This window comes from Fretibacterium fastidiosum (assembly GCF_000210715.1).
Lineage (GTDB): Bacteria > Synergistota > Synergistia > Synergistales > Aminobacteriaceae > Fretibacterium > Fretibacterium fastidiosum.
The window spans coordinates 442,701-445,443 of record NC_021038.1; the positions used below are offsets into that span (position 1 = coordinate 442,701).

Annotated in this window: 3 protein-coding genes; 1 reads left to right on the plus strand and 2 read right to left on the minus strand. The window is 58.9% G+C overall.

The features are described from left to right. Positions 1 to 81 precede the first annotated feature (81 nt). Both SY1_RS01930 and pcp read right to left on the minus strand, forming a co-directional pair. Entirely contained in the window at positions 82 to 1,137 is a 1,056-nt protein-coding gene (locus SY1_RS01930) for an NAD(P)-dependent alcohol dehydrogenase (RefSeq protein ID WP_015556004.1), read from the minus strand. 636 nt (positions 1,138 to 1,773) lie between these two features. Continuing rightward, positions 1,774 to 2,424, minus strand: a complete 651-nt coding sequence (pcp, locus tag SY1_RS01935; protein WP_015556005.1) for a pyroglutamyl-peptidase I — start codon at positions 2,422 to 2,424, stop codon at positions 1,774 to 1,776. Positions 2,425 to 2,553: 129 nt separating this feature from the next. Here pcp and SY1_RS01940 point away from each other — a divergent pair. Further along, a partial coding sequence (locus tag SY1_RS01940) for a hypothetical protein (protein WP_208872578.1) occupies positions 2,554 to 2,743 on the plus strand: 190 nt, incomplete at its 3' end.

The following is a 2,743-nucleotide window of genomic DNA, read 5'->3' on the forward strand; positions in this document are numbered from 1 at the left end:
AATTGGTATTAAAGATGGCCGACCCGTCCTGCCCCGCATGGAAAAGCGCAAAGAGCCTTCCGGTGCGGCGTGAGAGTCCGGTCAGAGCAGGACGACCGGCTTGATCAGGTCCTTCGGCTTCTCCTTCATCAGATAGAGCGCTTCTTCGATGTGCTCGAAGCCCTTGAAGGGGTGGGTGATCAACGGGGAGAGGTCCAGCTTGCCGACCGATACCAGGCGGGACAGCTTCTCCATTCTAAGCCGGCCTCCCGGCATCAGTCCGCCGTTGATCGCCTTGTGCCCCATGCCGACGCCCCACTCCACGCGCGGGATGTCGATCGTCGCGCCCGATCCCAGGTAGTTCACGTTCCCGATCCTGCCGCCCGCCTTCAGCGACTTGACCGCTTCCGCGAAGGTATCGACGGTCCCGCCTGCGATGATGACCTTGTCCACGCCTCTGCCCTTGGTCAGCCTGAGCGCCTGTTCGCTGATCGTCCCTCCCTTGTAGTCGATGAAGTCCGTGGCCCCGTAGAACTTGGCGGCCTCGATGCACACGGGACGGGTCCCAACGGCATAGATGCGCGAGGCCCCGCGCAGGTTCGCTCCCGCCACGGCCATCAGGCCGACCGGACCGATCCCGATGACCAGGACCTCATCTCCATATTGAACGTCGGCGAGCTCTGCGCCATGAAACCCCGTGGGCACCATATCCGAGAGCATGGGGGCCACCTTGAGGTCGATGTTTTCCGGGAGGAGCGCCAGGTTGCCGTCCGGATCGTTGACGTGGAAGAACTCGCCGAACAGACCGTCCTTGACGTTGGAGAACTTCCAGCCGTTGAGCATACCGTGCGAGTGCATGGAGTAGCCGCCCTGGGCCTCCAGAGAGTTCCAGTCCGGAGTGATGGCGGGGACGATGACCTTGTCTCCCGGCTTGAAGTCCTTGACCAGCTCTCCGACCTCCACGATCTCACCGGTGCCCTCATGCCCCAGGATCATGTTGTGACGCTCTCCGACGGCGCCCTCCCAAACGGTGTGGACGTCCGAGGTGCACGGCGCAAGAGCCAGAGGGCGGCAGATCGCGTCCATAGGGCCGCACTTCGGACGGTCCTTTTCGATCCACCCCACGCTGCCGATCTTGAGCATTGCAAAACCTTTCATCAATTTTCCCTCCTCAAGATGAATTTTGAAACGCAAAACCAAAGTGCCTGAGGTTCGATAAAATGACCTCAGCCTCCGCTCGGGGAACCGCATTTCTGTTTCGGAGCCTGTGACCGATAAAGCTTATTTTTTTAATGAAAACTATTTTACTATGCAATCGAGGTGCGTCAAGGAATGAAAAAGCCTGGAAGCGTTGGATCAAAACGCACCAAGGGCAGCCTGGGTGCGCTTTTTCGATGTGTCCATTGAGTTTTGACAACGTGGAAGTTCGTTTGATTTGCACAATGGCAGCGCGCTATCGTCCGAGTGGGCGTTGTGTCTTGTGGATTGTGGCTGAGCGTCAATCCGCGGGGTTTTGCGTGGCCCCCACGACGTAGCGGGACAGCGAATCGGGCCGGGCGAGCTCCGGGCATCCATGTCAAAGGGCAACAAAAAGCCCCCCCCGGAGGTCGGTGCAGAGACACCAGCCTCCGAGGGGGAGGAATTTACGGTTAATACTTGAACCGGGTGATGGTCTTCACCTTCCCGGCCTCTCCCGCCCGGGCCGACTCTATCGCTGCGTTCAGCGCCAGTTCGACGCCACGGTCAGGGAATGGCAAGCTCCATAAATCCAAGCCGTTCTTCAAATATCAAGCCCTAATGGAGCCGGCCCCCGGTCTCCCGGAGGTCCTCGCGGACGGTAAGCGCCGCTCGAATCGCGGTCTCAATTCCCAGGGCCATCGTCGCCACGGGCAGGCCGTTTCCTTCTCCCAGGCGCCTGGCCTGCTCCGTCATATAGGGGATGTGAACGAACCCCCCTCGGCGCGCGTTTCCCTCCGTTGCCAGGAAGTGCATCAAACCGTAAAAAAGGTGGTTGCACACGAAGGTCCCCGCGCTGTTTGAGACCGAAGCGGGAACCCCGGCGTCCCGCATTGCCCGCACCATGCTTTTGATGGGCAGGGTAGACCAATAAGCCGCGGGAGCGCCCTCGATCACGGGTTCGTCCACCGGCTGATTCCCTCCGTTATCCGGGATGCGAAAGTCATCGACGTTGATGGCGACACGTTCGGGCGTGATCTCAGAGCGCCCTCCCGCCTGACCCAGCGAGATGACCACAATCGGGTCTTCACGGGTCACGGCCGATCGAAGCGACTCCAACGAGAGGAAGCGCACCGTTGGGATTTCCTGAGTAACGATTTGACATCCCTCCAGCCTCTTCCCATCGAGAAGCTTCAGAACCTCGCCCGCAGGGTTGACCGGCTCGCCGCCAAAGGGCTCGAATCCCGTAACCAGAACTTTATTTTGCATCTCCCCGCCTCCAGGCCCGACAGGCCGTTTCCCAATAAGATCGTCCCATCATAAAGAAAAAATATCGCAGACGAAACAGCCGCCCTCAGGCGCCGACCTTTTAGGAATCACGGATGGGGTGCCTGAGAAATGCCAACCGTATTGTCTTCTCCTTCTGAAGCCCTCAGATTTTACCATGCCAAAAGCCGTTATTCGCGGCTTTTCTCAAAGCGCAGTAAAAAGAATACCTGGCAGGTACTCTTTGTAACAACAGGATTGGGCTCAAGTTACTGGACCATGGATAAACTGGCCATACCGCTGGAACGAGCAGAAGAGCGCC

Coding starts and splice junctions, on each gene's coding strand:
- SY1_RS01930 (WP_015556004.1), bottom strand. CDS start 1,137: ATGAAAGGTTTTGCAATGCTCAAGATCGGCAGCGTGGGGTGGATCGAA.
- pcp (WP_015556005.1), bottom strand. CDS start 2,424: ATGCAAAATAAAGTTCTGGTTACGGGATTCGAGCCCTTTGGCGGCGAG.